The organism is Pseudomonas sp. RIT409, from assembly GCF_003052515.2.
Taxonomy (GTDB): Bacteria; Pseudomonadota; Gammaproteobacteria; order Pseudomonadales; family Pseudomonadaceae; genus Aquipseudomonas.
Genome location: NZ_QARE02000015.1, coordinates 107,488 through 131,900 on the forward strand (window position 1 = coordinate 107,488; position 24,413 = coordinate 131,900).

The 24,413-nt window shown below is 61.2% G+C and carries 20 protein-coding genes; 12 read left to right on the plus strand and 8 right to left on the minus strand.

Translation table 11 applies throughout. The features are described from left to right. The first annotated feature begins 4 nt into the window (after window positions 1-4). On the plus strand, window positions 5-1,348 hold the full coding sequence (locus DBP26_RS18735) for an MFS transporter (RefSeq protein WP_108238928.1): 1,344 nt from the start codon (window positions 5-7) through the stop codon (window positions 1,346-1,348). Here the strand turns inward: DBP26_RS18735 and DBP26_RS18740 are convergent. Beyond that, on the minus strand, window positions 1,335-2,588 hold the full coding sequence (locus DBP26_RS18740) for an MFS transporter (protein WP_108238927.1): 1,254 nt from the start codon (window positions 2,586-2,588) through the stop codon (window positions 1,335-1,337). The two genes, DBP26_RS18735 and DBP26_RS18740, sit on opposite strands and share 14 nt — an antisense overlap. Window positions 2,589-2,670: 82 nt before the next feature. Continuing rightward, window positions 2,671-3,348, minus strand: coding sequence for an RraA family protein (locus DBP26_RS18745; RefSeq protein ID WP_108238926.1), 678 nt, complete (start codon window positions 3,346-3,348; stop codon window positions 2,671-2,673). A gap of 227 nt (window positions 3,349-3,575) precedes the next feature. Here DBP26_RS18745 and DBP26_RS18750 point away from each other — a divergent pair, with 227 nt between their 5' ends. From DBP26_RS18750 to DBP26_RS18760, 3 genes are all read left to right on the plus strand, one after another. Further along, a complete protein-coding gene (locus DBP26_RS18750) occupies window positions 3,576-4,553 on the plus strand; it encodes a hydroxyacid dehydrogenase (protein ID WP_108238925.1) in 978 nt (325 codons plus the stop codon). A gap of 87 nt (window positions 4,554-4,640) precedes the next feature. Further along, complete coding sequence (locus DBP26_RS18755) at window positions 4,641-5,975, plus strand: MFS transporter (protein WP_108238924.1); 1,335 nt, start codon at window positions 4,641-4,643, stop codon at window positions 5,973-5,975. A 207-nt stretch (window positions 5,976-6,182) separates the two neighbouring features. After that, window positions 6,183-7,103, plus strand: a complete 921-nt coding sequence (locus tag DBP26_RS18760; protein ID WP_108238923.1) for an amidohydrolase family protein — start codon at window positions 6,183-6,185, stop codon at window positions 7,101-7,103. On the opposite strand, the gene DBP26_RS18765 is transcribed toward DBP26_RS18760, so the two are convergent. Continuing rightward, complete coding sequence (locus DBP26_RS18765) at window positions 7,096-7,836, minus strand: helix-turn-helix domain-containing protein (protein ID WP_108238922.1); 741 nt, start codon at window positions 7,834-7,836, stop codon at window positions 7,096-7,098. The two genes, DBP26_RS18760 and DBP26_RS18765, sit on opposite strands and share 8 nt — an antisense overlap. A 282-nt stretch (window positions 7,837-8,118) precedes the next feature. On the opposite strand from DBP26_RS18765, the gene DBP26_RS18770 reads away from it, so the two are divergent. From DBP26_RS18770 to DBP26_RS18785, 4 genes are all read left to right on the plus strand, one after another. Beyond that, window positions 8,119-9,741: a methyl-accepting chemotaxis protein gene (locus tag DBP26_RS18770; protein ID WP_108238921.1), complete on the plus strand. Its 1,623-nt coding sequence runs from the start codon at window positions 8,119-8,121 to the stop codon at window positions 9,739-9,741. A gap of 203 nt (window positions 9,742-9,944) precedes the next feature. Continuing rightward, window positions 9,945-10,679: a gluconate 2-dehydrogenase subunit 3 family protein gene (locus tag DBP26_RS18775; protein WP_108238920.1), complete on the plus strand. Its 735-nt coding sequence runs from the start codon at window positions 9,945-9,947 to the stop codon at window positions 10,677-10,679. A gap of 6 nt (window positions 10,680-10,685) precedes the next feature. Continuing rightward, a complete protein-coding gene (locus tag DBP26_RS18780) occupies window positions 10,686-12,464 on the plus strand; it encodes a GMC family oxidoreductase (RefSeq protein WP_108238919.1) in 1,779 nt (592 codons plus the stop codon). A 67-nt stretch (window positions 12,465-12,531) separates the two neighbouring features. Next, window positions 12,532-13,737 (plus strand): cytochrome c, encoded by a 1,206-nt coding sequence (locus tag DBP26_RS18785; RefSeq protein ID WP_256600565.1) that lies wholly within the window; start codon window positions 12,532-12,534, stop codon window positions 13,735-13,737. A 129-nt stretch (window positions 13,738-13,866) separates the two neighbouring features. On the opposite strand, the gene DBP26_RS18790 is transcribed toward DBP26_RS18785, so the two are convergent. Then, window positions 13,867-15,363, minus strand: a complete 1,497-nt coding sequence (locus DBP26_RS18790) for an IclR family transcriptional regulator C-terminal domain-containing protein (RefSeq protein ID WP_108238917.1) — start codon at window positions 15,361-15,363, stop codon at window positions 13,867-13,869. 168 nt (window positions 15,364-15,531) lie between these two features. On the opposite strand from DBP26_RS18790, the gene DBP26_RS18795 reads away from it, so the two are divergent. From DBP26_RS18795 to DBP26_RS18810, 4 genes are all read left to right on the plus strand, one after another. Next, window positions 15,532-16,878 (plus strand): MFS transporter, encoded by a 1,347-nt coding sequence (locus tag DBP26_RS18795; protein WP_108238916.1) that lies wholly within the window; start codon window positions 15,532-15,534, stop codon window positions 16,876-16,878. Window positions 16,879-16,888: 10 nt separating this feature from the next. Continuing rightward, the gene (locus DBP26_RS18800) at window positions 16,889-17,863 is read left to right on the plus strand and encodes a hydroxyacid dehydrogenase (protein ID WP_108238915.1); all 975 of its coding nucleotides are present in this window, start codon (window positions 16,889-16,891) and stop codon (window positions 17,861-17,863) included. 31 nt (window positions 17,864-17,894) lie between these two features. Then, complete coding sequence (locus tag DBP26_RS18805; RefSeq protein WP_108238914.1) at window positions 17,895-18,533, plus strand: RraA family protein; 639 nt, start codon at window positions 17,895-17,897, stop codon at window positions 18,531-18,533. Between the two features lie 188 nt (window positions 18,534-18,721). Continuing rightward, the gene (locus DBP26_RS18810) at window positions 18,722-19,684 is read left to right on the plus strand and encodes an AEC family transporter (protein WP_108238913.1); all 963 of its coding nucleotides are present in this window, start codon (window positions 18,722-18,724) and stop codon (window positions 19,682-19,684) included. Window positions 19,685-19,708: 24 nt separating this feature from the next. Here DBP26_RS18810 and DBP26_RS18815 read toward each other — a convergent pair whose 3' ends face one another. From DBP26_RS18815 to DBP26_RS18830, 4 genes are all read right to left on the minus strand, one after another. Further along, window positions 19,709-20,473 (minus strand): IclR family transcriptional regulator, encoded by a 765-nt coding sequence (locus DBP26_RS18815; protein ID WP_108238912.1) that lies wholly within the window; start codon window positions 20,471-20,473, stop codon window positions 19,709-19,711. 121 nt (window positions 20,474-20,594) lie between these two features. Beyond that, window positions 20,595-21,914: an MFS transporter gene (locus tag DBP26_RS18820; protein ID WP_108238911.1), complete on the minus strand. Its 1,320-nt coding sequence runs from the start codon at window positions 21,912-21,914 to the stop codon at window positions 20,595-20,597. Between the two features lie 86 nt (window positions 21,915-22,000). Then, window positions 22,001-23,200 carry a CaiB/BaiF CoA-transferase family protein gene (locus DBP26_RS18825; RefSeq protein ID WP_108238910.1) on the minus strand — a complete coding sequence of 400 codons (1,200 nt, stop codon included), beginning with the start codon at window positions 23,198-23,200 and terminating at the stop codon, window positions 22,001-22,003. After that, window positions 23,197-24,138 (minus strand): hydroxymethylglutaryl-CoA lyase, encoded by a 942-nt coding sequence (locus DBP26_RS18830; protein WP_108238909.1) that lies wholly within the window; start codon window positions 24,136-24,138, stop codon window positions 23,197-23,199. Before DBP26_RS18830 ends, DBP26_RS18825 begins: the two co-directional genes overlap by 4 nt. Window positions 24,139-24,413: the final 275 nt, after the last annotated feature.

The following is a 24,413-nucleotide window of genomic DNA, read 5'->3' on the forward strand; positions in this document are numbered from 1 at the left end:
CGCCATGACCCAGGAACATTCGACCAACGCTCCACTCACAGACGCCGAAGGTGAAAAGCTGCTGCGCCGCGTTTTGCTGCGCATCGTACCCTTCATCTTTATCTGCTACGTGATCAGTTACCTCGACCGGACCAACGTCGGCTTCGCCGCCATCAGCATGAACAAGGACCTGGGCCTGACCGCCACTCTGTTCGGCTGGGCAGCGGGGCTGTTCTTTTTCGGCTATTTCATTTTCGAGATTCCCAGCAACCTGCTGATGCAGCGCTTCGGCGCACGGGTGTGGATCGCCCGGATCATGATCACCTGGGGCTTGATTTCGATCGGAACGGCGTTCGCCACTGGCCCGATCAGCTTCAGTATCATGCGCTTCCTGCTGGGCGTGGCGGAGGCCGGTTTCACCCCCGGGGTGTACCTGTACTTTACCTACTGGTTCCCGGGAAAATGGCGCGCCAAGGCCACGGCCGCGTTCCTGCTGGGCATTCCGACCGCCAATATTTTCGGCTCGCCGCTCTCCGGTTGGCTGCTGGATATGCACGGCGTGCTGGGTCTTAAAAACTGGCAATTCCTGCTGGTGGCCGAAGCCCTGCCAGCCGTCTTGCTTGGCATCGCCTGCCTGTTCGTGCTGGTCGACTCACCCGCCAAGGCGCGCTGGCTGAGCGCTCGGGAAAAGGCCTGGCTCGACAACAAACTGAGCAGCGAGCAGGCGTCGATCAGCGCATCCCACGGCAATACCCTGCGCGGCGCACTGACCAATCCAAAGGTTTTCGTCCTGGCGGCGATCAACTTCTGCTGCATCGTCGGCTCGATCGGGATCGGCATTTGGATGCCGCAGATCATCAAGAGCCTGGGCATGGAAAACAGCACGGTTGGCCTGGTCGCCGCCCTGCCCTACATTCTGGGCGCCATTTGCATGACCGTCTGGGCACGGCTGGCCAACCGCAGCAAGCAGCGCTTGCCCTACGTGGTCAGTGCACTGAGCTTGGCCGCGGTATCGCTGGTCGCCGCCGGGCTGACCGATCACCCGGTCCTGAAGGTTGCCTTCCTGGCCATGGCGGTCGCCAGCAACCTCTCGTTCCAGGCGACCTTCTGGGCGATCCCGTCCACGTTCCTGACTGGTCGTGCAGCGGCAGGCGGGTTGGCGCTGATCGTTTCGATCGGCAATCTGGGCGGCTTCGCCGGCCCGTTCATGATCGGCCTGATCAAAGACGCCACCCAATCGTTCTCAGTGCCCTTCTATGCCGTGGCGTCGATCCTGATGCTCGGGGCCTGCCTGATGCTGTGGCTGGGCGATCCGGCCAAGCGCCAGGCGTTGACTGCCGCCGCACCGGAACCGGCTATGAAGCACTAGTGCTCTCGCCCTTTGACCGCTTCTTCGCATAGAAGCGGTCAAGCACCAGATACCCCGCCAGCAATACACCCGCCACGCCCATCGTCGCGGGTGCTCCCAGACCCACCGCAACGACGCCGGCCAACAGCCCTCCCACCGCTTCGAAGCCAAAGCGCATCGATATGTAGAACGCGATCACCCTGCCTCTCAACTCGGCCGGTGCTTGGCTTTGCAGGAGCATATTACTGCTGACGTTATTGACGGTGATGCCGAACCCCAACAGTGCCAACGACACCATCGCCAAGCTCAACGGAATGTCGAACGCCATGCCGCCGAGCCCCAGCACACAACAGGCCGTGGCACCCACGATGAACCGGCTGAGCCGAGTGAGCGAGCCACCCAGGGCCAGACCCACTGACGCCACGAATGCGCCTGCGCCTGCCGCACCCCATAGCCAGCCAAGCGTGGTGGCGTCACCGTGGTAGGACACCCGCGTGATCACCGGCAGCAAGACCGCGTAGATCGACGACAGCAGATTGACCACGACGACGCCGAGCAACAACCGGCGCACCTCCAGGGTGCCCCACATATAGCTCAGGCCTTCCCGGAAGATCCGCCCGGTATTGCCTGCGACGCGTGCGCTAGGCGCACCTTTGACCTTGAACAGCGCAAACAGCAGCAGTGAATAGGCACCGGTCGTGACCAGAAAACACACCGCCTCACCGCTGTAGGCGATCAGCGCGCCCGCCAGCGGAGGGCCGACGAACCGCGCCGCGTTGATCAACATCGCATTCAGCGCAAGGGCGTTGGGCAGGTCGGCCGGATCGGCAACGAAACTGCTGATCAGCGACTGCCGCAAGGGCGTTTCGAACGCGTTGAGAAAGCCCAGCAAGGCAGCCATCGCGATGAGCCATCCCGTGCTCATGGCGCCCAGCCAGATCATCACCGCCAGAAACAGTGACTGGCAGGCCAGTAAGGTCTGTGCAATCAGCAGCAGACGACGCTTGTCGTGTTTGTCGATCCAGGCCCCTGCCAACGGACCGATCACGAGTTGCGGCGCAAGCGAGAGGAAGGTGAGCAGCCCCAACAGCGACGCCGAACCGGTGATGTGATACGCCAGCCAGGCCAGTGCCACTTGCTGTATCCATTTACCGAGCGTGGAAACGGCTTGACCGAGAAAATAAACCTGGAAATCGCGATGGGCCAACGCTCGCAGCGGCGCCGGCCACGACCGAGGTCGGGAGGGAGTGTGAGATGTCATTCAAGGCCTCTGTCGCGGGCCTGATACCGCCCGCTTTGTATAGGAAGCAGGCGGCTCGCGGTTCAGGATGCGGTACGCCAAATCACTCCGGCAACTGGCAGCCCTTCTTCTTCAACGACTCGATCACCCAACTACGGTCGTTTTCGCCGCGGGCAATCTGCTCCATCTGCTTGAGCTCTGCGTGATGCTTGGCCGTCGCACGATCGTAGACTTCAGACACCTGATCATACGGCACGCAGAGTAGACCATCATCGTCACCGATCACCAAGTCCCCTGGTTCGATGACCATGCCGTCGATCGCGATCGGAACGTTGATTTCACCTGGACCGTCCTTGTACGGGCCACGGTGAGAGATGCCTGCGGCGAACAATGGGAAATCCCCGGCGCGGATGGCGCTCGCATCACGGATCGCTCCATTGATGACGATGCCGCCCAAGCCACGCTTGATGGCGTAGGCCACCATCATTTCACCGATCAGCGCGTTGGTCAGATCGCCCCCTGCATCCACGACGATCACATCACCCGGCTGCGCGATATCGATTGCGTAGTGCAGCATCAGGTTGTCGCCAGGTCGCGCCTTGACCGTCAACGCCGGCCCCGCCAGCACGCCTTCGCGATGCATGGGTCGCAGGCGAGCGCCGCCGGCGGTCATGCGGTTCATTGAGTCACTGACGTTGGCGACAGGCACTTCGCGGTAACGGGTGACCCACTCGGCGCTGACCTTGCGTGCGGCATTCAGAACGCGGAATCCAATACTCATGGCATCTCTCTCTTGAAATTGTATGTGCCGACGGCATTCGTCCGTCTTGACTATTAGAATTGCATTTCAATTTTCGATGTTCAATAGACATCGGCGCCTTTTTCTTCGCCTTTCATCACTCAACATATTTCTTTATTGAAATGGCATTTCATTGTGTTAGGGTTGACTTGAAACACGTCCGCCACCCTGCGTGCCGGACCTACGCCATAAGAACAAGGTACATAACCATGACACGCAAGATCCTGCTGACAGGCCCTGTCCTGATGGTCGATGCCATGCAACATGCGGCCGACCTGGGTATCCAGATCATTCCCACCACGCCCTATCTCCCTGCCAGCGAGCTGACTGAAATCATCCGTGCTGAACAGCCGGAGGCGATCATCGTCCGCCAAGGCAAGCTGACCCGCGAAATGATCGAGGCCTCGGCTAAGCTCAAGGTCATTGCCAAGCATGGCGTAGGCTACGACTCCATCGACATCAAAGCGGCGGCAGACCGTGGCATTCCGGTCACGATCGCCTTGGGTGCCAATGCCCAATCGGTGGCCGAGCACGCATTCGCGCTGCTGTTCAGCGTCGCGCGTCAAACTGCCTATCAGGATGCGCGCCTGCGCGCCGGTCACTGGGACAAGTCGACCGCCAACGGCACCGAGCTGTTTGGCAAGACCCTGGGGCTGATCGGACTGGGTTCGATCGGCGGAATCCTGATGGATCTGGTGGCCCCGTTGCAGATGAAGGTCAAGGTCTACGACCCCTTCCTGAAAACGCTGCCAGACCGCGCCCATGTCGAGCGCGAAAACGATTTCGACCGTTTGCTCGAAAGCAGCGATATCATCAGCCTGCATTGCCCGCTGACCGAGCAGAATCGCCACCTGTTCAGCACCGCACAATTCCAACGCATGCGGCCGGGCAGTATTCTGATCAACACCGCTCGAGGCGAACTGATCGACACCCCCGCGCTGATTGAGGCCTTGAAGACAGGTCCCATCGCCGGTGCCGGCCTGGACACTTTCAGCCCCGAGCCTCCGCCCGCCGACAGCGAATTGTGGAGCCTGCCCAACCTGGTCGCGACACCTCATGTAGGCGCAAACACCACAGAAGCCCGCGATCGTGTCGGCCTGCTGGCCGTGCAACAGGTCGTGAAGGTCTGGGAAGGGGAAACCCTTGACCCGCGTTGTGTCGTCAACCGTCACTTGATGACTGACTGACGTTTGAATGGAAGAGGGCTCGCTGCCTTCATGTCGCGAGCATGCCCCCAAACCGTTTCTCCAAAAAAATAAACACAGGAGAGCCCCATGGCCACGACGCCAGCCAAGACCCCCGTCAGTGAAATCGAACGGGCCACCATGCACCGAGTCGCCTGGCGACTGCTACCCTTCCTCATCATCTGCTACCTGATCGCGATCATCGACCGCGGCAACATCGGGATGGCATCGCTGCAAATGAACCATGACCTGGGCTTGACCCCGGCCGTCTTCGGTTTCGCCAGCAGCCTGTTCTTCGTTTCGTATTTCCTCGTCGAAGTGCCGAGCAACCTGGCATTGCAGAAATTCGGGGCGAGAATCTGGATCGCCCGCATCATGATCACCTGGGGCCTCATCTCCGCCGGCACCGCCTTCGTCCAGGGAACCAACTCGCTCTACGTGATGCGCTTCCTGCTGGGCGCGGCAGAAGCCGGCTTCTTCCCGGGCGTACTCTTGTACATGACCTACTGGTTGCCCTCGGCCTATCGTGCTCGCATGGTGGCAATCTTCATGGTGGCCATTCCTGGCGCCAACTTCCTGGGCTCACCCCTTTCCGGCTTCCTCCTCACGCTGGACGGCTGGATGGGCATGCGCGGCTGGCACTGGCTGTTCATTCTCGAAGGCATTCCCGCGGTGTTGTTGGGTATCGCCTGCCTGTTCGTGCTCACCGACCGCCCTGAACAGGCGAAGTGGCTGAGCGACGAGCAGCGTCAATGGCTGGTAGGGCGACTGCAAGAGGAGAAGCTGCGCAAAACCAACATCGGCCATATGTCGCTGTGGAAGCTGCTCAAACACAAAGACATCTGGGTTTTGGCGCTGATCTACTCGGGCGCTTCTGCAGCAGGCAGCACCATGAGCGTCTGGGCGCCGCAACTGCTCAAGACCTTCGGCCTGTCCAACCTGGAAATTGGCCTCACCAACGCCATTCCTTATGGCATCGCCTCGGTGGCGATGATCGTCTGGGGCCGCAGTTCTGACCGCACCAACGAGCGGCGCTGGCACACATCGCTCACCCTGCTGCTGATCGCGGCGGGACTGCTCTTGGCATTGGTGACCTCGTCCCTCCCGGCGACCGTGGGCCTGCTGACCATGGTGCTCATCGGCGCCTATTCGATGAAAGGTCCGTTCTGGGCGCTGGTGTCCACCTGGCTTTCCAGCACCACCGCCGCTGCCGGCCTGGCGGCGATCGGCGCCCTGGCGAACCTGATTGGCGGCGGCCTGATGGTCAACGTCTACGGGGCCATTCACGACGCCACAGGCAGCTATGCGCTGGCGATGTTGCCACTGGCCGCCCTGTGCGCCGCCGGCGGGATTGGGGTGCTGCTGATGGGTCGCGCGCGCATGCAGCACACCGCTGAAGAAGTCGGCTCGGTCAAAGCGAGCTGAAACCGTAACCCCGGTATGCAGCGCCCGAAAGCCGGGCACTGCATACCGCCCCACCGCAGATCGAACCCGCTAACCCAGGCTGCCGCCAGCTCTGCCCGCTCATCACCCAACTTTCAAGCTCGACCCCTGCCGAGCCTGCTCCCGGCAGAGCCCCTCCCGAGCAGCAATGGGTTCACCACCTTCCAAAACAATAAAGAGCAATTCAACATGGCCATCAATCGACGTCAGTTCATTCAGGGAAGCGCTTCACTGGGGGCCTTCATGACACTCAATGCGTTCGCAGGATTCCGCTATTCCAGCGGCGAGAACAGCTCGGTGCTGGTGCCTCCCGCGGGCAGCGTGGACTGCCATATGCACCTGTACGACGACCAGGTTCCAGCGGCACCCGGGGCAACACTGCTGCCCCCCAATGCCTCGCTGGAAGACTATCGCCAGATCCAGCAACGCCTGCACATCAAGCGGATGGTGATCGTCACACCCTCCACCTACGGCACCGACAACCGGGTGATGCTGGAAGGCCTGCGCAAGGCAAACGGCGACGCCCGTGGCGTGGCCGTCGTTGCCGCCTCGATCTCAGACAAGGAATTGGAAGCGCTTCACGCAGCGGGCGTGCGCGGTATTCGCTTCAACCTGAGCTACGGCGGCGCCAGCCTGGACGATCTGGAACCGCTGGCTGCACGCGTCAACGCACTGGGCTGGAACGTGCAGGTCGTCGCGCCGGGGTCTCAATTGACCGATCTGGAAACCCGCCTGGCCAAACTGCCCTCTCGGCTGGTCATCGACCACATGGGCCATGTCCCTCAACCCGAGGGCGTGCGCTCGGCTGCATTCGCGGCGCTGACCCGACTGCTGGACAACCAACGTACCTGGGTGAAATTGTCAGGGCCGTACATTCGATCCAAGATCGGTGCGCCCCGTTACAGCGACGTCGGACAGGTCGCGCAAGCGCTGGTCAAGATCAATCCGGAAAGGCTGGTCTGGGGCAGCGACTGGCCACACCCGACCGTCGCCACCGACAAGCCCGACGATGCAGGCATTCTCGACCTGTTGCCCGAATGGGCGCCCTCGGAGCGCGACCGGACGCGCATTCTGCGAGACAACCCGGTCAGCCTCTACGGTTTCAGTTGATGTCTTCCAAGGCAGGGGCGGGTTGAGCGCCCTTGTCGTCCCTCAAGGTCTTTCCGCCCAGACTGCGGGTCAGGTCTTCTGCCACTTCGACAAACACGTCGCGAATCGATTTTGCATACTCGCTGGTCAGCCGGGTCGCGGGCCCTGAAAGCACCAAGGCGCCAACGACCTCCTGCAACGGGCCGAAGATGGGCAATGCCATCGAGGCGGCATGTGGGTCGGTTGCACCGCTGGAATAGAACGGCTCCAGGCCCTCCTTCGCGCGACTGGAGGGTGTTCGCAACGCTTCTGCGCCCGCCGCGCCGTCCATCGGGCGCATGTCGCCGGGCTGCAAGTGCAGACGCAAGCGATGCGGGGAGTTGACTCGGTACTGACAGAGCCGATAGGCGCCGTGACGCACATAGAACGAGGCCGTCTCCCCCGTTTCGTCCGTGAGCTTGTGCAACCTCGGCAACACATGCCGTTCAAGGTCGAGGGCGTCCTGATACACCGCGTTCAGACGCATCACTTCGCTGGCCAGCATGTAGCGCCCATCCGCCAGCCGGTTGACGAAACCGTAGGTTTCCAGAGACACCATAAGCCGCATGATGGTGCTTTTGATCAGATCGGTGCGCTCGACCAACTCGACGAGACTCAAAGCGGTGTCCCCCACTCTAAAAGCGGAGAGCACGGTGAGGACACGATCCGCGGATGCCACACCGTTGACCGCGGGGCGCGGACGCGTTTTGACCATCGATGACTCCTAGGCGACTGACTGAACGTCGAAAACGAACTGGCTGACATTATCCGATAGCTGAAAAGGGATAGCTACCAGCCGGGAAAAACCGCGCTGTACAGGGTACGAACGGTCACCCCGCGTCAGTGCCGACACCCTCGATTTCTCCGAGTCCGAACGGGCAGAAAACTGCGCATTTTGAAATTGTGTTTCAAAATGTCTTAAGAGTTCCCCTCTCTCGCCGACATAAGGATTTTCCACCGTCCGTGGCACTCTTTTTCCCGCGCAGAGGTTAGTCCCATGATCCGCAACATCTCCATCGCTGCACGATCCGCGATCAGCTTCACCTTGATCGCTTCGATCGTGGTCATCGTCGGCATCTACGCCCTGTTCAAGATGTCTCTGATCGACAACACCAATCGCACGATCCAGCAGACGGGTATTCCGTCGTCCGCCGCTCTGGGTGCCATGAGGGAAGCGGTCCTTGGCTTGCGGATCAACTCGCTCAAACTGGCGCTGTACGCCTCTGCCGATATGCGCGAGGACAGCAACCGCCGCCTGGAAGTCCAGCTCAAGAAATTCAGCGAAGCGCAGACCGCTTATGCCGCCAGCCTCGAAAAACCGGACGAGCGCGCGCTGTTCGAGAGCATCAAGCCGATCCTGCAAGCGACCGAACCCGGTATTCGGCAATTGATCGACCTGGGCAAGCAGGGCCGTGAGAAAGAGATGATCGAACTGCTCAACGGCCCCCTGCGGCAGAACTCCGAGCAGGCCTTTCCCAAGTTGTACGAGCTCACCGCGCTGAACGAACAGAACATGAAAGGCCTGTTCGACCAGTCGACACAGACCTACACCAGCTCCCGCAACAATGTCGTGATGATCATTGTGCTCGCGCTACTGATCACGATCGCCGTCGCCCTGCTCGTCAGCCGCAGCATCGTGCGTCCGATCGGCAATGCGCTGTCGGCGGCCGAGAAGGTGGCTGCCGGGGATCTGACCCAGCCGATCGCCACAGACGGACGGGATGAGGTCAGCCAGCTCAATGGCACCCTGCTGACCATGCAGGGCAACCTCAAGAACACCTTGCAGGAAATTGCCCGGTCGGCCGAAGTCATCGCGTCCTCGTCCAGCCAATTGCGAGCGGTCACTTCAGAGTCCAATCAGAATCTGGCTCAACAGAACAATGAAATCGAGCAAGCCGCGACCGCCGTTACGGAGATGACCGCTGCCGTGGAGGAAGTGGCACGCAACGCAGTGGCCACCTCGCAGGCGTCGCAAGAATCCCGCTCGGCCAGCGAGCAAGGCAATGCCCGCGTCGGTGAAACCATCGAAGCGATCGAATCCATGGAACGCAATGCGGCGCGAAGCGCGGAACGGGTGGAAGGCCTCGCCGACCGCGTGCGCGAGATCGCCAAAGTGCTGGATGTCATCCGCGGCATCGCCGAACAGACCAACCTGCTGGCACTGAACGCAGCCATCGAAGCGGCGCGGGCCGGTGAAGCAGGTCGCGGGTTTGCGGTGGTGGCCGATGAGGTGCGCGCCCTGGCGGCCCGTACGCAGCAATCCACCTTCGAGATCGAATCGATGGTCACCACCATTCGAGAGGGGTCCGATCACGCCGTCTCTGCCATGCGCGAAAGCACTGACCAGGCCACACAAACGCGAACGTTGGCGCGCCAGTCCGGGGATGCCCTGCAGGAAATCATGGCCAGTGTGCTGCAGATCAACGAGCAGAACATGGTGATCGCCAGCGCTTCGGAAGAGCAGGCTCAGGTCGCCCGGGAAGTGGATCGCAACCTGATCAACATCCGCAATTTGTCGATCATTTCCACTGAGCAGGCCCGCCAGACCGCCTCGGCAAGTGAAGAATTGGAGCAATTGGGCCACTCGCTGACGCGCCTGGTGGCCAGTTTCAAGATGTAAGCCAGGGTTAAAAATATCGGCTTAATGAAATGTCATTCTATTATTTGCCATTTCGCTGATATACCATTCCTCGCCCGATGCAGCTGTGGTCGTTTGACGCACGCTTCCACAGCTCCGACATCCTCCCCGAAAGACCCACACGTCCAAGATGGTCAGCAGGCCACTACACAAGCACCTTCTGCCGCACGCCTGACGGAGCAACCATGAGCGATACACCTAATTCCCGACGCGAATTCCTGCGTCGAAGCGCAATTCTGATCCCCGCAGTCAGCCTGGGCGGGTATTCGGCGACGCAGATAGTGGCGCCGGCCCCGGTGCAGGCCGCTGCTGCAGCAGACGAACCGGCTCATGCGCCGAAGGCCTACGAACCGAGCTTTTTCACCGCCGCCGAGTGGCAATTCGTCAATGCAGCGTGCGCTGTCATCATCCCCGAAGACGAAGAAGGCCCTGGCGCAGTGTCGGCAGGCGTTCCCGAGTTTCTGGATCGTCAGATGGAAACCCCTTACGCCTACGGCCGACTCTGGTACATGCAAGGTCCTTTCATCACCGACCAACCGGTGGAATTGGGCTTCCAGTACAAGTTGGTGCCGCGTGAAATGTATCGCTTGGGCATCGCAGAGGTCGACGCTGTCTGCCAGACCGCCCACGGCAAGCATTTCGCAGAGCTGCCTGAACAGGTCCGGGTTGCCACGCTGACGGCACTGGAAAAAGGCCAGCTCAAACTGAATAACGTGCCGGGCGAAATGTTCTTCGCGCTGCTGCTGAAAAACGTCAAGGAAGGCTACTTCGCCGACCCCAAATACGGCGGCAACCAAGACATGGCGGGGTGGAAGATGATCGGTTTCCCCGGTGCGCGCGCAGATTTCATGGACTGGGTGGATCGTCCCAACGAGCGTTATCCGCTCGGCCCTGTGTCCATCAACGGACTCAAGGGGTAAGGGCAGATGGCAATCAAAAAACCGGAAATCGATGCCGTAATCGTCGGTCTGGGCTGGGTGGGATCGATTCTCGCGGCCGAGTTGACCGAGGCCGGGTTGAACGTGGTCGCCCTGGAACGTGGGCCTGATCAGGACACCCCTGACGACGCGAGCTACCCGAAAGTCATCGACGAACTCGCCTACACGGTGCGCGGCAAGCTGTATCAGGACTTGTCCAAGGAAACCGTCACCATTCGGCACACGCCCTCCGGCATCGCGGTCCCCTACCGGCAGCAAGGCACCTTCCTGCTGGGCAACGGCGTGGGCGGCGCAGGTTTCCACTGGAACGGCTTGACCTGGCGCCCACTGCCCAGCGACCTGAAGCTGCGCAGCCATTACACCGAGCGCTACGGCAAGAACATGATTCCTGACAACATGACCATTCAGGATCACGGGGTCAGCTACGAAGAACTCGAACCCTTCTTCACTCGCTTCGAAGACGTCGCTGGCGTCTCCGGCAAAGCGGGCAATATCAAGGGTCAGCTCATCGAAGGCGGAAACCAGTTCGAAGGCCCGCGCAGTAAGGAATTCCCGCTGCCACCGCTCAAACCGGTCTACGGCGATACGCTGTTCGAAACCGCTGCCAAGCAATTGGGCTACTCGCCCTTCAAGATCCCGGCGGGCAATGCGTCCGGGCCCTACACCAACCCTTACGGCGTTCGCCTGGGGCCGTGCAACTTCTGTGGTTTCTGCGAAAACTATGGCTGCTACATGTATTCGAAAGCCTCGCCGCAGACCACGATCCTCCCCGCACTTCGTCGCCGGAAGAACTTCGAATTGCGCCCGCTCTCCCACGTCACGAAAGTGAACCTGGATTCCACCGGGAAACAGGCGACAGGCGTGACTTACATCGACGCACAGGGTAACGAGACCGAGCAACCGGCACGGCTGGTGATCCTCAGCGCCTTCCAGTTGCACAACGTGCGCCTGCTGCTGCTGTCGGGCATCGGTAAACCCTACAACCCACAGACCGGCGAAGGTCTGGTGGGCAAGAACTACGGGTATCAGATGCTCAGCTCGATCAATGTGGTCATGCCCAAGGGCACGTACCTGAACCCCTTCATCGGGACGGGTGCGGGCGGATCGGCCATCGACAATTACAACGGCGACAATTTCGACCACACCGGCCTGGGCTTCATCGGTGGCGCCAACATCGGTCACCACCGCACAGGCGGGCGTCCCATCGGGCAGAGCAGCGTCGCCAAAGGCGCGCCGAACTGGGGCAAAGGCTGGAAAGCCGCTGTCGCCGACAATTATCAACGCAGCCTGAACATCTACACCCAAGGCTCGGTGATGGCCTACCGAGACAGCTATGTGGACCTTGACCCGACGTACCGCGACTCATTCGGCCAGCCGCTGTTGCGCGTCACCTTCAACTGGCATGACAACGACATCAAAATGTCGCAGTACGTGACAGGCAAAGCGGAGGAGATCGTCAAGGCGATGAAGCCTGATTCCTACCAGGTCAATGTCAAGAAGCTCGGTACGCCGTACGACACCCGTTTTTACCAGAGCACGCACACCACCGGCGGCGCCATCATGGGCACCAGCCCGTCCAACAGCGTGGTCAACCGCTACCTGCAATCCTGGGATGTGCCCAACTTGTTCGTGATCGGCGCATCGGCGTTTCCGCAGAACATCGGCTACAACCCGACGGGACTCGTCGGTGCCCTCGCGTACTGGTCGGCCAATGCCATCAGACAGCACTACCTGAAGAACCCCGGCAAGCCGTTGGTGGAGGCCTGAGATGACGACGTTGAACACACTGTTGAAGTGGAGCGCATTGTGCCTGGGCTCGATCAGCCTGCATGCGATGGCCGCGTCGGCTGATCCTCAAGCCGTGCAGCGGGGTGAGTACCTGGCCCGCGCCGGCGACTGCATGGCCTGCCATACGGTCAAGGGCGGCGAGCCCTATGCCGGCGGGCTGGGCCTGGAAACGCCGATCGGCGCGGTCTACGCCACCAACATCACCCCTGATCCCGTGCACGGCATCGGCGAGTACACGCTGGAGGACTTCGACAAGGCCGTGCGTCACGGTATCCGGCGTGATGGCTCGAGCCTGTATCCGGCGATGCCGTTTCCGTCGTATGCCAAAGTCTCCGATCAGGACATCGCGGATCTGTACGCGTACTTCATGAACGCCGTGAAGCCTGCCGCAACGCCCAACCGCGATGCCGATATCCCATGGCCGCTGAGCATGCGCTGGCCGTTGACGATCTGGCGCTGGACATTCGCACCGGCCGTGGCGAGCTCGGTGCCTGCCTCATCCGACCCTCAACTGGCGCGCGGTCAATACCTGGTCGAAGGCCTGGGCCATTGCGGCAGTTGCCACACGCCGCGTGGTATCGGCATGCAGGAAAAAGCCCTGTCGGCCGATGCGCAAGGTCAGTTCCTCGCCGGAGGCGCTCCGCTGGAAGGTTGGGTCGCCAAGAACCTGCGAGGCGACACCCATGATGGTCTGGGCGCCTGGAGCGAAGCGGAAATCGCCCAGTTCCTCAAGACAGGTCGCACCGACCGTACGGCAGTGTTCGGCAGCATGACCGATGTGGTGCAGCACAGCATGCAGTACCTGACCGACGAGGATCGCCTGGCGATCGCGCGTTACCTCAAGAGCCTGCCCGCGTCAGGCCCTGCGCCTGCAGCATCAGGCAGCTCCGACACTGCCAAGCAGATGGCCAACCTGGACGTGCAGGCGGTCGGAGCACGGACCTATGCAGATAACTGCATGGCTTGCCATCGCAGTGACGGCAAAGGTTACGCGCAGGTGTTCCCGGCACTGGCCGGCAACTCGGTCGTCAATGGCAAGGATGCGACGTCGCTGATTCACATCGTGCTCGATGGCGGCTACCTCCCCGGGAACCAGCACGCCCCGACGGCGTTCGCCATGCCGGGTTTCGCATGGCGTCTCTCCGACCAGGAAGTGGCTGACGTGGTCACCTTCATCCGCACCGGATGGGGGAACACCGGCAAGCCGGTGAGCGCTGCCGATGTGCAGGCCCAGCGCAAGGCCGCACACTGACCCGTCGCACGTCCCGCAACCGCCCTGCTCTCGCGAGCCCCTCGACCGGGGCTCGTGACGAGCGCTTCAGAGCCTACCCACGGTCGAGCCGAAGCACGCACCTACACCGCTGAGGGTTGGCAACTGCTCTCATATCCCCAAGGACAAAAGCCGGCCAATCTTTTTCGTCGCTTCCTGCATCAACAGGGTGAGACGAGGCAGATCACGCTCATCCTTGCGGTTTTGTGGGATGGTCGCTGAAATGGAGCCGCGAATCTGGCCATCCACGAAAAACGGAACGGCCAGGCCGAAAGCGCCCAATACACGCTCGCCAGTGCCCGTTGCCCAGCCACGCTGCGCGATGGTATCGAGGTCGCTTTGCAAGGCGTCACGGTCGGTGATGGTGGCATCGGTCAGCTTGACCAGGTCGATCGCCTCAATGACATCCGGTTCGCAGAACGCAAGCACCGCCTTGCCCGCCGCACCGGCGTACAGAGGCACCTCCGTGTGAACCGAGAGCTGATACTGGATGGGACGCCATCCCTGTATCACGTCGAGGAATTGCGCACGATTGAGCGTTTTGTCGAACGCGAGAATCGCGATGGTCTCCCCGGTTTCCTGCACCAGCCTGCTGACCGTCGAGCGCGTCAGATCGGCGATGTTGTCTCGAAAGCCCAGTCTGGCTGCCCACTGAAACAACTTTGGCCCCGGGTACAACACGGCGTCGACCGACACCACGATTTCGGACTCAAGACCCGACTGCATCAAGCGCTTGGCCGTGGCTGCATTGCACAGCAGTTGGTCATGCAAACCCACGGTGTACTTCACGCCTTGCGGCAGGGCGCAGGCGATGAGCATGAGCCGTTCCAGCCGGGAGGCAGTGGTCTTGGCATCCTCCAGTGAAATCACCGGATCAGACCTTTCACCGTCGCGCATGATCCCATCGAGCGCACTGTCCAGTTCCTCGGCAAACTGCGACACGCTTTGGCTGATGTGCGCCAGCGACTGGGCCGGCGCCCCGTCTGCCGAATGCACGGAGACCGCGATCAGCAAACCACACCGCAGTGTGCGAACCGTCACGGCCAACGGCTCCGGAAACTCATGGGCCGTCAGGTCTGCGGGGTCGGCGCGGCCAGGTTGGCCACACGCGTCCGGCCCCATCCACGCCGAAAATGCTTGGCCAATGTGACCGAACGACAGCGGGTGCATGATTCCCAACTCTGGCCTGAAGGTGAGCGACGCCTTCGGCTCACCGCACGCGGCCACGAAATAGCCGCCCTCGCAGGGGCTGTGAATGGACAGCAACACGGTCGCCCCCGTGGCGTCGGCTATCTCGGCGAGTCGTGTGCGGCCAATTTGTAACAGGGCACTTCTATCGATCAGTGCGTTGGTCAGCACATTCAACCTCGGCCCCACCGTGTATTTCCCCGCCCCGGCTTCGAGCGCCAGCCCTTGTTCCACCAGTGTGAGCAAGATCCGATTCACGGTGCTCCGGCTTTCGTCCAGGCGAGCCGCGAGTTCCCGGACGCCCCAAGGCTCGGCACCGAACCGGAAAACGAGCGCGTCGATCACTTCGATCAGTCGGATGTGGCTGGAAGCAGGTGAACCGGCTTGGACGCGGCGATTGGCTGGCGGTACTTGAGGCATCGGAAGATCGAATCGTTGGCAGGGGCGCTCATTCTGCGGGGGAAGCCGCGCTCACCGCAATGATACGCGGCAGTTGACAAGCCGCTCAGCGTTCTGGATTCTAGAAAAAACAAAAGCAGGACACTGTCCCATTTTTTGAATGGTAGCGTCCGATAATCTGGAGTGGCCATGAATAACAACAATGCGATGGCGCAGCCTGCGGTGCTGCCGACCAAAACCAGAGAGCAGGTGACCAAGGCCAAGAAGGCCACTCGCGCCGCGGTATTCGGAACCTTCGTCGAATACTACGATTTCAGCGTGTACGGTTACGTCGCTGCCACGCTGGCCACGGTGTTCTTCCCGTCGGATGACCCTACCATCGGGTTGCTTAACGCGTTCCTGGTGTTCGGCTCGGCGTTTCTGGTGCGCCCATTGGGGGCCATCGGGTTCGGCTGGCTGGGTGACAAGGTGGGCCGGCGCACCAGCCTGATCGCCAGTATTACCTTGATGGGCGCGGCAGCCACCTTGATAGGCCTGCTGCCGGGCTATGCCGTCATTGGCGTCTGGGCGCCGACTCTTCTGGTGGCACTGCGGATGCTCCAAGGCTTCTCGGCGGGCGGGGAGATCGGGGGTGCAGCCAGTTACATCCGGGAATGGGCGCCACCCAGCCGCCGCTCGCTGTACATCTCCTTCCTGCCCTCCATTGCCCAATTGGGCAAGGGCCTGGCGGCTGCCATTGCAGGCCTCGCTGCCGCAACGCTCACCGACCCGCAAATGCTCGAATGGGGCTGGCGCGTGCCCTTCCTCCTGGCGCTCCCGCTGGGCATCATCGGCCTGTGGATGCGCCTGAGCATTGAAGACAGTCCGGAGTTCGAGGCGAAGAAAGACGACACAGCCGGCAAAAAGAGCCAGCCCTTTGCCGAACTGATCAGCAGCTACCCGCGCGCACTGTTCAAAGTGGTGCTGATCGCCCTGGTCCAGAACATCGGGACCTACATCGGCACCGTCTTCATCGCCGCGTACTTCAGCTCCATCCTGGGTTACAGCAAAGGCCAGGCATCGACCATCGTGCTGATCGCGGTGATCTTCGCTGCGTTCCTGATTCCACTGGCTGGCCAACTCGGTTCTTACCGGGGTGGGAAATCGATCCTGCGCCTCTCGTACATCGCTTACGCGGTGCTGTCGATCCCGTCCTTCATTCTGATGCAGCAGGGCTCGGTCAGCCTCGCCATCGCCGGGCTGGCGCTTGGCATGATCCCCTACGCCCTGTGCCAGGCAGGCACCTATTCGGTCATGCCGGAGTTTTTCCCCATGCACATCCGTCACACCGGCGTGGCGTTCGGCCACAGCGTGGGCGCGGTGATCGGCGGCGGCGCCGGCCCATATTTCGCCACTTGGCTCATCGGTGCCACCGGCAACCAATACGCCCCGGCTTACATCCTGTGCATCGCCGGCGTCATCGGGCTGATCATTATTTCGACCGTGCGCAAGAACGCGCCGGCCGACCAAGACACCACGACCCATCAATATTCCTGAGGTGGCGCTCATGCCTTTGATTTACGTGACAAGCCCTGTCCATCAGGACGTGCTGACACGGCTCGCAGCCGTGGGAGAAATCCGTCTGGGCTATGGCCCTGACGCTGTAGCGTATGAAGAAATTCAAAAACAGGTGGATGCGGTATTTCTCCGTGGCGGACAGGTGTCTGCCGAAATGATCGCGGCATCGCCAAAGTTGCGAATCGTGGCCCGGCACGGTGCGGGTTATGACAACGTCGATTTCAAAGCCGCTGCCGACCATGGGGTGTGGGTGACGAACACCCCGGGCGCCAACCGACGCAGCGTCGTCGAGCACGTGTTCGCGTTGCTTCTGAGCCTGGGCCGCAAACTGCAGATGGCCTCGGAACAGACCCGAAACGGCATATGGGCAGAAGACCGGCTATCCCTGACCGGCATCGAGCTGGAAGGGCGCACGATGGGGCTGATCGGTTTCGGCGACATTGGCCAACACGTCGCACCTGTCGCGCAAGCGTTCGGCATGAACGTGCTGGCCACCGACCCCGCCTACGACTCGAGCTTCGACAGCCGCCTGGTCAGCCTGGACACCCTCCTGGCCAACGCCGACGTCGTCAGCCTGCACGTTCCACTGCTCCCCGGCACCCGCAAGCTGATCGGCAGCGCCGAGCTGGAGAAGATGAAGAAAGGCGCGATCTTGATCAACACCAGCCGTGGCGGCGTCATGGATGAAGCCGCCGTGGCCGCAGCGCTCAGGTCCGGACATCTGGGGGGAGCCGGGGTCGATGTGCTGGACGCGGAAAACGTCGACATGATCCATCCATTCAAGCACAACAGGTTTCCCATCTCCGAGCTTCCTAACCTCATCGTGACCCCGCACGTAGCCGGACAGACCAACGAGTCCCTGCTTCGGGTGGGTATGAGCGCTGTCGATGCCATCGCAGCGGTGCTCAGAGGTGAGGCTCCTCGACACCCGGTGAACGCCCCCGTCGCTCGATCGTTCGATTGACCCCCTTGTCCTTCTACTGTCAGAGGTCTCCATGTTCATTAATGCATCCGATGAAAACATCGCCGTGAGCGATAACTGGGAGCGGGCGCCCCTCAACCTGATCGAAGACATTTCCCGTTATCCCGTCGCCTTGATTGGCGATGTGCTTCAACGGCTGGGCATGATGGCCTCGGCCATCCGCCACGTCGCCGGGAAACCCACTTTCTTTGGCACCGTATTGCCAATCCTGACCTGGGAAGGCGACAACCTCGCGATTCACCGAGCGTTGGATGATGCGCAGCCGGGCGATGTATTGGTCATCAACGGTAACGGCGAAACCAACCGTGCCGTGTTCGGCGACCTGCTCGGCGAGGTCTGCCTGGCCCGAAACGTGGCAGCGGTGGTTATCGACGGTGCCGTGCGCGACATCGAAGAGCTCGACACCATGGGGCTGCCCGTCTATGCACGAGCAGTGAACCCAGCCGGGCCGTCCAAGCACGGCCCAGGTCATGTAGGGGCGCCCGTGGCGTGTGGCAATGTCGTGTGCAATGCCGGCGACGCGATCCTGGGAGATCGCGACGGCATCATCGTCATCAGCCGACACATCCTGCCGACGCTGGCCGAAAAGCTCTCCATCCAGGACGGCATCGAAAACACCTTCCGCGAGCGCGTGAGAGCCACCCTTCGCTGATGCCGACATCGTCGCAGACGAGGCCTTCACAGGCTTTCGTTTGCGACGTGATTCACACAGGGTTTGAGCAAATCCAGGAGACCGCCCCCCTTGCGCCTGCGCAAACCGACCCGCGGACGTGAACTCCGCGTGTCGTTCCGTCGGGTATGCTGTCCTGCTGAACAAGCCCACACGCCGAGGTGTTAGTCATGATGGGGCCGGTTTTCCAGGCACTGATCCCTGTAGTCACGCTGATCGTCCTCGGTTATCTGATTGTCCGAGTCGGATGGTTGCGGGCCGAGGGCATGAGGGACATCTCGAACGTCGCGTTCCTGGTGCTCGCCCCGGCATTGCTGTTTCGCAGCATGGCCACCGTGCACCTTGCAGAGATCGATTTCACCCCGGTCGCCCTCTACTTCTGCGCCATCTGGGTGGTCTTCACCCTCGTCATGGTCAGGCACGGGTTCAACAAGCGCGCCGCGGTCCTGGCCTTGTCCACTACCTTTTCAAACACCCTGATGATCGGGGTGCCGTTGGTGAGCATGGCCTATGGGCAAGAGGGGCTCGTGACCCTGTTTGCGCTGATGTCGGTGCACTCCCTCATCATGCTGACGATGGTGACCAGTATCGTAGAGTTCGCGGACGCACGTGAGGCCAGCGCCAATGGCTCTTCCATGGGAAGCCGGTCACCCTTCACCCGGTTCGCCGTTACCTTGATAAAGGCCGGGCGAGCCACCTTGCTTCATCCCGTGCCACTGCCCATCCTGCTGGGGCTGATCTATTCCGCGAGCGGACTGGCCATGCCCTCCGCCCTGGATCAAACGCTGCAACTGATCGGAAGCGCATTCTCCCCCATCGCGCTGATGCTGGTGGGCGCGACGCTTGCGATCAACAAGGACTTGGCGCACCTGAGGACAGGGCTCTGGTTGGCGCTGACCAAGAACTGCATTCATCCGCTGGTCTTGTTCGCGCTGGGCATGCTGGTGGGTCTGAAAGGCGTGGGCTTCAAGGTCATGATTGTCAGCGCCGCGTTACCCATCGGCGCCAATGTCTACCTCTACGCCACCCGCTACAAAGTCGCAGAGCAGGAAGTCACCGCCAGTATTGCCGCCTCCACCGTGCTTGCGTTAGTCACGTTGAGTGGCGTGATGCTGGCGGTTGCCCATTTATGACGGTGGTGAATGACCGGAGCGTTCTCACGAATCCAGACGCTCAAGGGCCGCCCGCAGCTCATGGCTGTTGCCGCCCAACGCACTGGTCGCAATAGCGGCATTGCGCAACAGAATCGCCGCCGTGTCCCGGATGTGGTCCTTGAGCAGCCGGTCGGACGGCCCTGAGAGGGTCAGCGCCCCTTTGAGTTCATACCCCATGCTGAAAACAGGGACAGACACGGCGGTGGTCTCAGGGTCCCGCTCGCCGAATGAACAGGCCCAGAAACGCTCCCTGATCTCGACAAGCGCAGGATCGTTCAGCTTGGAAAAGGCTCGGAGAATTTTCCCGGCTGCGCCTGTGTGCAGCGGAAAGCGCGCCCCCTCCACCACGGAGACACGAACGGCCCGTTTGGGCTCGACGCGGAACAAGACGACGCGACTGCCGTTTTCCAGCACGTAGAACGACGACGTCTCTCCGCTTTCTTCGGTGATCGACTCCAGCAAGGGGTGAATCACATCGCGCAGGCGGAAAGACGTCTGATACAGCTGTGACAGACGCAGCGGCTCGGGACCGACCGAGTAGCGACCATCGACCAGCTTGCGCACGAACCCGGCTTTTTCCAGGGACACGATCAGGCGCAGGATCGTGCTTTTATACAGCCCCGTCCGCCGTGCGATCTCGGCCAGACTCAAGCAATCCTGCTCGACGTTGAAGGCTGCGAGAATGGCAAAAGCGCGATCGACGGCCGCAACGCCGCCCTCCGCGCTTTCGGGTTGTTCAGTCAGTTTGTTGTCGGATGGGTTAGTCATGGCCACTCATAATCGGTGTCTTTGGCAAGCGACCGAAGGGCTTCACTGCCGCGACGGTCACCTGCCAGACAATATCAGATCTTCGCTGGCTCTTTTCTCCGATCATCCCGTTGGGCCCGTTTCATTCTTCGCGCAAGAACAGACGCAACGACATCACCATGGCGGCTGCCACGAACATGATGCACCCCATCGCCATCAGGCCTGCGTTGAAAGAGCCGGTGTAGTCCTTCAAAAAGCCCATCAGGTAAGGGCCGACAAAACCGCCGAACGCACCGATCGAGTTGATCAGCGCGATGCCGCCCGCAGCGGCCTGACCACGCAGGAACTTGCCCGGCAAAGTGTAGAAAATCGTTTTCCCGGCGATGGTCCCGACCAGGGCCATGGTGATCCCGGCCAATGCCGGAATCAGCGCGTTCATCTGCAGGGCCACCAGCAACGCAACACCGGCGAGCAGCATGGCCAACGTCAGGTTCAGGATGCCCTTGCCGGTGCGGTCGACATGCTTGGCCCAGATCAACAAGCCTACGGTGGCGAAGAAGTACGGAATGGCGGCCACCCAACCAATCAGGCTGACTTCCACGCCATGGCCCTTGAGCATCTGAGGCAACCAGATACCGATACCATAAGAGCCGAGGGTGAAACTGAACGTGATGGAGCTGAGGATCCACACCCGCGGATCTCTCAACGCGGCCGTGAAACCGTGGCTGTGGCGACCCTTGGTCTGCTCATCGGCCAACATGCCGGTCAGCACATCGCGCTCATGCGCCGTCAGCCACTTGGCTTCGGAGGGCTGATTGCTCAGCACCTTGAGCGTGATCAGGCCGAGAATGCAGGCGGGCACGCCCTCGATGATGAACATCCATTGCCAGCCGGCCAGCCCCAGGGTGCCGTGCATTTGTAACAGCCAGATCGACAGCGGGCCGCCGACCAGGAAGGAGATCGGCGTCGCCACGGTGAACCAGGCCAATACGCGGGTGCGGTATTGCGCAGGAAACCACAGCGTGAGGAAAAAGATCACGCCGGGGAAGAAGCCGGCTTCGGCGATACCCAGGATCAGCCGTACGAGGTAGAAGCTATAGGGCCCGACGATCAGAGCCGTCGCGGCGGCGGCAAGGCCCCAGGTGATCATGATCCGCGCCATCCACAGCCGCGCGCCGAAGCGGTACATCGCCAGGTTGCTCGGCACCTCGCACAGGCAGTAACCAAAGAACATGATGCCCGCACCCAGGCCGAACTGCGTGGCAGTCAGGCCCAGTTGGTCGGTCATCTGCAGTGCGGCGTAGCCGACGCTGGTGCGGTCCAGGTAATTGAAGAAATACGCCAGCGCCAGCAGTGGAATCAGGCGCCAGGCGGCCTTGTGCAATACGCGAGTCTGCTCGGCACTCAGTGTGTCGGGCTGGACCTGTTTGTTGCTTTGCGCAGACGTCGTGACGATCGCCATGACTGATTTCCTCGACATTATTATTGTAGGGCTGGCGGCGGGAATGACCGCCAGCCACGGTCTGAACGGGGCGTGGCGCGCCGGATCTAGCGAACGATGCCGCGCCCCTGCAGCGCTTCGATATCCGACGCTGCATACCCCATCTGTTCGAGCAGCTCACGGGAGTGGCTGCCCAATAGCGGGACGTTCAGGCGCGCATCGAACCGCTGGCCATTCATCTCGAACGGCAGCATCGGCACCTTCACCTCCTGACCATTGTCCAGCGCCAACTTTGCCAGGCCGCCGGAAGCGTTGAGGTGCACGTCCTCGAAGAGGTCCTGTGGCCGCTGGATCGGCGAGAACGGCAAACCGGCCTGCTCGCACATGACCATGACCTGTTGTTTATCCAGGGTCGCAAGGCGCTCCTTGACCAGCGGCAGGATCCTCGCACGGGCTTGCACCCGCTGTGTGTTGCGCGCCAGCGCCGGATCGCGCCCCAGCGCTTCGAAGCCGAAAGCGGCGCAGAAACTCTGCCACTGGCTGTCACTGACCACGCCCATGAACACTTGCTCGTCATTCAGGGTATCGAACACGTCGTAGATGGCCCAGGCCGACAGGCGACTGGGCATCGGTGCCGCCGGCTTGCCAGTGGTCGCCATCTGCATCATGTGCTGGCCAACGAGAAACGCGGAGTTCTCGAACAGGCCCGTCTGCACGAATTGTCCTTCACCGGTCGCCTTTCGCTGCCAAAGGGCCGCGAGAATCGAAATGGCACTGAACATGCCACCCATGACGTCATTGACCGACGCGCCCGCTCGCAACGGACGGCCCTCGGGCCCTGTCATGTACGCCAGACCGGTCATCATCTGCACCACTTCATCGAGCGCGGTACGGTGCTCATAGGGCCCCGGGAGAAATCCCTTCATGGAGCTGTAGATGATGTCGGGCTTGATCGCCTTCACCTGCGCGTAACCCAGTCCCAGTTTTTCCATGGCCCCGGGGCGGAAATTTTCGGTCACCACGTCCGCGCTTTCGATCAGCTTGCGCACCGCAGCCATGCCTTCTTCGGTCTTGATATCGACGGCAAAGCTCTTCTTGTTGCGGTTGTAGGTCATCCAATAGCCGGCCCCGGAGCCCGTCAGGCGGCGGGTATTGTCGCCTTCCGGTGTCGGCTCGACCTTGATCACTTCGGCGCCGAGGTCTGCCAGCACCAGCCCACAGGTCGGCCCCATCACCATGTGCACGAATTCGACGACCCGCACACCTGCCAGCGGTAAGCCCTTGAGGTTCGGGTTTTGCGCGCTCATCGGGCACCTCCGGCGTATTGAAAGTTCTTGCCCACCCCGGCATCCGGAATAAAGCCGTACAGCGGTTCGCCAGGCAGGCCTTTTTTCAGCCACTCACGCGCAGCCACCAGTTTGTCGATGTCGACCCCGGTTCGCAGCCCCATGGCTTCGAGCAGGTAGACCAGGTCTTCAGTCACGATGTTGCCCGAAGCGCCCGGCGCATAAGGGCAGCCACCGAGGCCGCCGAGCGACGCGTCAAGCGTCGTCACACCCGCTTCCAGCGCAGCCAGCACATTCGCCAGGCCCTGCCCCCGGGTGTTGTGGAAGTGCGCGCTGCCCGCCGTGTCACCGATTTCGTTACGCAGCCGGGTGAACATGCGTCGCACCTGAGCCGGATTGGCATACCCCACGGTGTCAGCCAGGCCAACCTCATCGACGCCCAGTTCGGCCATCGTCAGCGCCATGCGGATCACGTCATCTTCCGGGACGACGCCCTGGAGGGTGCAACCGAATACGGTCGACAGCCCGGCTTCGACTTCAATGTGGGGAAACCGCTCGTTGCGCAATGCGATGACGGCACGCACTTCGTCGATCACCTGTTGATGCGTCTTGCGGATATTGGCCAGCGAGTGCGGCTCGCTGACCGAAACAGGCAGGGTGATTTTCTGCACGCCAGCATCGAATGCCGCTTGCGCGCCTTTCAGGTTGGGCACCAGCGCAGTGACGAACACCTCTGGCCGCTGACGCATGTGAGCCACCAACGCGGCCGCATCAGCCATCTGCGGCAGCAGCTTGGGCGAAACGAACGAGCCAATCTCGATTTCGCTCAGCCCTGAGTCCGCCAAGGCGGTGAGCCATTTCAGTTTCAAGTCGGTCGGCATCGTCGTACTGACACTTTGCAAACCGTCTCGAGGACCGACTTCGCTGATCAGGATGTCGATGTTTTTATTAGGGTTCATCATCGGTTCTCTGATGAGGCAATGGAAATTGTTCTACTCTGCAGAACGATGTTCTAAATAAATCATCGACCTCGATTGGATGGTTGTCAACGCCATTCATTTCGCTTGAAGAGTTCACAGGAACAGTCTGCGACGCTGACTCAATGTGATTGATCGGCGTTAATGGGTTGACATACGGAGAGATAATGCCGACATTTGTTCCATCAGAAGACATTTCGTTCTATCTGACAGAACAAAAATAATTGAGCAAAGGGCGCCACCGGTTATCAGATTGG